General features: G+C 34.1%; 2 protein-coding genes. One reads left to right on the top strand and one right to left on the bottom strand.

The genetic code is table 11. The features are described 5' to 3' along the window. Window positions 1–210 precede the first annotated feature (210 nt). The gene (locus ACN6NE_RS02815) at window positions 211–543 is read left to right on the top strand and encodes a hypothetical protein (protein WP_474324406.1); all 333 of its coding nucleotides are present in this window, start codon (window positions 211–213) and stop codon (window positions 541–543) included. Window positions 544–892: 349 nt separating this feature from the next. Here the strand turns inward: ACN6NE_RS02815 and ACN6NE_RS02810 are convergent. Next, a partial coding sequence (locus ACN6NE_RS02810) for an IS3 family transposase (RefSeq protein ID WP_157842248.1) occupies window positions 893–985 on the bottom strand: 93 nt, incomplete at its 5' end.

The raw sequence follows: 985 nt of genomic DNA, 5'->3' as shown, positions 1-985 counted from the left end.
TTCCGCATGCAACCCACGAGCCCGTTACCAGGCCCGCAGTTTTGGACGGGGATAGTTTTTGCGTCTAAACCAGTGGCGTGAGCCACACTATATAAAAGCGACTTCTTGTCGCACCATAATGGATTTTATAGGTATCAATTTCTAATACAAAAACTAACTTCCTTTAATTATAATTAATGGTAAAATAATGTATATAAAAGGAGGGTTACAATGTATTCACCGCAAGAAGCCTTATTGGCTAGTTCTCTTTATTTTGTATTCATTGTTCTATCTTTTATAATTAGTTTCTTTATTGGAAAGATACTCATTATGAAATCCAATAGATCAATAGGAGAAGTTCAAGCAATTTCTCTCTTTATCCATCTCGTTTTATTCGGAACAAATTTTAGATATTGGTGGTGGGGCCACTCTATGTCTATACTCAATATCTTTGAATTTTTAGCAACCACATTTATAAGTGTACTTATTTTTATTATCAGCGAATTCATTCTTTATTTTTGGTTGAAAAAGCGATATAGAATGAACGTACATAGAGATGCCTAAGCTTAAAAAGTAGAAAATTAACTGTGTATACGATATACAAAACAAGTTTACATAATGTCTCTTAAAGGAACCAAGCATGCGAAAGAACCCTTGGGGCAGTAGGGCTTCCACCAAGGATTCTTTTCCGGAGTATGCAGCTTTTTATACACTGTTGATTTATCAACGTTTTCTCAGTAGGTGTTTGAGAAACTAATGTATAAGAAGTGCACCTTTTATACATATGCTCGTACAGAAAAATATAGTCCATAAGGTCAAAAATGTGTTATTATATGTCTGCACATGCATTTTATAGTAAAAAGCCACCTGTCCTGCAAACATTGAACTGAACCCGAAAAGTTAGACCCTTTATCTAAGCAGCGAATGAGGATTGAATTCTGTATTCTACAGGGGTCAATCCTTTTAATTTTACTTTTATTCGTTTGTGGTTGTAATAAACAATATA

This window comes from Priestia sp. 53B2 (assembly GCF_056099005.1).
The sequence above is the reverse complement of the archived record's forward strand: the minus strand, read 5'-3'. Positions and strand labels throughout refer to the sequence as shown.

What these genes read in the sequence shown, in the direction of transcription:
- ACN6NE_RS02815 (WP_474324406.1), top strand. Translation starts at nt 211, where the DNA reads ATGTATTCACCGCAAGAAGCCTTATTGGCTAGTTCTCTTTATTTTGTA.